We start from the raw sequence: 3,006 nt of genomic DNA on the forward strand, positions 1-3,006 counted from the left end.
TTCAGACCGCCAACGCCACGGTGTACCTGATCGACTCGGTGCTCATGCCCACCAACTGATCGTTTCGATCACCCCCGGTCGAGGCCGCCGGCGCACTGCGCGCCGGCGGCCTCGTCGCGTCGTCCGTGTCGTTCCGCACGCGAACGCCAGTTCTGCGGTGCCCTTTCGAGGGTGGCGATCGCGTGGCAGTTACGGCACCTCACATCGCACTTGTCGACTTCGTCCTGAATGATCCGGATACTGAATCCCTCTTTGACCAGCTGCATGACGTCCTTGCGCTTGGAGCTCTGGGGCCTGTGGTCGAAATCGAGAACCCGAATGTCGCCGATCCCGCAGTCCACGCACGGATGAGAACGCCGTTAGGCGAGCAGATGCTCTTTCGCCTCGATCCGACGCCTCGCCGTGCGAGCGACGACAACGCGCACATGTCGTTCACGATTCGCCGCGTAGTAACGCCGCGAAGACGCGCGGTTGCATTCGCGGCACGTCTCCTGAAGGCCATCCGGACGCCGCCGCTTGCGATTGAACTCCGTGAGCGACTTCGTCTCGTGACACGTGCCGCACTCTTTGGCAGTACCTGAACTGAGGACTTCTCGCGACGTCATGACGATGGTCTACAACCACCGTCGGACATCGAGTCGTGGTGCCCCCACAGGGACTCGAACCCTGGACCCACGGATTAACCTGCTGCACGAGGTTTCCCCCGCCACCGGGCGGCCGGCTTGCAGTCTGGACTATATCTTCACCTTCGGCCTGACCGGTCAGGTGCGCCGCGTGTAGTCTCTGAGGTTCCCTTGCGGTTACCTGCTGATTACCCAATCCCTCAGATTGTCACTGTCGGATGACACACATCCGACGAGTACCTCGGGCTCTCAGGGCGTCCCAGCATATAGCGGCGGTCATCCAGCGCATTTCTACGCTGGCGCTCCATTGTGTTCTGTTTGAAGTCCGTTGCTCTAACCAACTGAGCTATAGGGGCGGGATCAGCCTAGCAAGCGCGCAGCACCACGGCATCCATCGCCCGACTACCCTCGAAGCGTGGACGATCAGACAGGGGGCATCGATGCCGGGACGGTGCTCGACGACCGTTACCGCGTCGACGCGCTCATCGGCACCGGCGGTATGTCCCGCGTCTACGCGGCCCGCGACCTCCTGCTCGGCCGCACCGTGGCGATCAAGATCATCACGGCGACGGACGACGACCTCGATGCCGGGCAGCGGGTGCGCGCAGAGACCGCCGCGCTAGCCGCGCTCACCCACCCCCACCTGGTCGTTCTGCACGATGCGCGCCTGACCGGCCCCGGCCCGCGCTATCTCGTGATGGAACGCATCGACGGCCCGTCGCTGTCGGCGCGGCTGGCGGAAGGTCCGATGACGGATGCCGAGGTCACCCGCATCGCCGGCGAACTCGCCGACGCGCTGAGCGCGGTGCACGCCGCCGGCATCGTCCACCGCGACGTCAAACCGTCGAACATCCTGCTCGCTCCGAGCACGGCGCCGACACGGCCGCCGCGGGCGAAGCTCGCCGACTTCGGCATCGCACACCTGCTCGGCTCCGATCGCATCACCCAGCCCGGCTCCCTCATCGGCACAGCGGCCTACCTGGCTCCCGAGGTCGCGCTCGGGAACGCGCCCGCCCCGGCATCCGACGTCTACGCGCTCGGACTCGTCCTCCTCGAGGCGCTGACCGGGACGCGTGCCTTCCCCTCCGCTCAGGGCGCCGCGCAGCTGCTCGCCCGACTTGCGCAGGATCCCGCGATTCCCGATCATCTGTCTCCGCTCTGGGCGGAGCTTCTGCGGGCCATGCTCAGCCGCGACCCGGCTGCACGCCCGAGCGCCGCGGCCATCTCCGACACGCTCGCCGCTCCCCCACGCGAGACCAGCAACGACGAGACCCGTGTTCTCGCCGCGCCAGAGTCGCCCACCGAGCCGGCAGCCGTCGCGGCGGCACGGTTCGATCGCGCGGGAGCGACCGAGCGACCGTGGTGGCGACGGACGGGTGTCCTCGTCGGCGGGGGCGCGGCAGTGATGGCGATCGTCGTCGCGCTGGCGGCGTGGTCGGGACTGTCCGGTGCACCGACCGTCGATCCCTCACCGACGGGAGTCGTGGACACGACCCCGACGCCCGCCGCGACCGATGCGAACACCGTCTCGAACCCTGAGAAGGCACCGGCGACCCCCGCGGCCCCGAACGACAACGGAAACGGCAAAGGCGGCCCCGGCGGCGGCAACAACGGGGGTGGCAAGGGCGGCGGGCCGGGCAAGGGCGGCGGCTGAGCGCCGCCGGCCCCGGTCCGATGCCGTGATCAGCTGCCCTGGACGGTGAAGGACACGGCCTGCACGATCTCTCCGATGACCCACACGATGAGCGAGATCGAGGCGATGAAGCCGACGACCGTCGCCGCGATCCAGGTCCACAGCGGCGGCCAGCCGCCGGCGACGGTGCGACGGCGTAGCACCACGGCGCGGCCGATCATGTAGACCGCGGATCCGAGGCCGAGCAGCACGAAGAACGACCACGCCCAGCCGAAGGGGGCGACGACGCCGCGGCGTTTCAGCTCGCGCCAGTCGAGCCAGCTGAACACGACGAACGCGGCGTAGAACACCCACCCGATCAGGGAGATGCCCAACGTGCGCGCCTCCCACGACATCAGCTCCGCCGGCACGCCGGTCATCCCCGACGAGGCCTCGCGCGACATCGCCACGACGGCTGCGATGTAGCCGTTCCAGTCGATGAGGAAGACCGACAGGATCGGCAGGACGGATGCCGCGACGGCCAACCACACCCAGACCGTACTGGTCGGAACGTCGACGACGGGCGGGGTGGCCCCCGGGCCGGCGTAGGCGGGTGCGGCAGGATAGGCCGCCGAGCCGCCCATCGCCGGCGCGGCCTGCGGGGAGGACGTCGGCGCCCGACGGGCGCAGCAGGGGTGACGGGTGCGACAGGGGTGGTCGGCGCGCCGGGCGTCGGCGCGTACTCGCCGAACCGCGGCGCCGGCGCGGTCT

3 protein-coding genes are annotated in these 3,006 nt (G+C 69.0%); 1 reads left to right on the forward strand and 2 read right to left on the reverse strand.

Features of this window, described 5'->3' with window-relative positions:
* Positions 1-68: 68 nt before the first annotated feature.
* Positions 69-341 carry a hypothetical protein gene (locus I5I_RS02195; RefSeq protein WP_036315968.1) on the reverse strand — a complete coding sequence of 91 codons (273 nt, stop codon included), beginning with the start codon at positions 339-341 and terminating at the stop codon, positions 69-71.
* Positions 342-1,038: 697 nt separating this feature from the next.
* Between I5I_RS02195 and I5I_RS02200 the strand changes: the two genes are divergently transcribed.
* Positions 1,039-2,277 carry a serine/threonine-protein kinase gene (locus tag I5I_RS02200; protein ID WP_036315971.1) on the forward strand — a complete coding sequence of 413 codons (1,239 nt, stop codon included), beginning with the start codon at positions 1,039-1,041 and terminating at the stop codon, positions 2,275-2,277.
* Positions 2,278-2,306: 29 nt separating this feature from the next.
* Here the strand turns inward: I5I_RS02200 and I5I_RS15990 are convergent.
* A partial coding sequence (locus tag I5I_RS15990; protein ID WP_239639994.1) for a hypothetical protein occupies positions 2,307-3,006 on the reverse strand: 700 nt, incomplete at its 5' end.

The sequence above is a fragment of the Microbacterium sp. B24 genome (assembly GCF_000333415.1).
GTDB lineage: Bacteria > Actinomycetota > Actinomycetes > Actinomycetales > Microbacteriaceae > Microbacterium.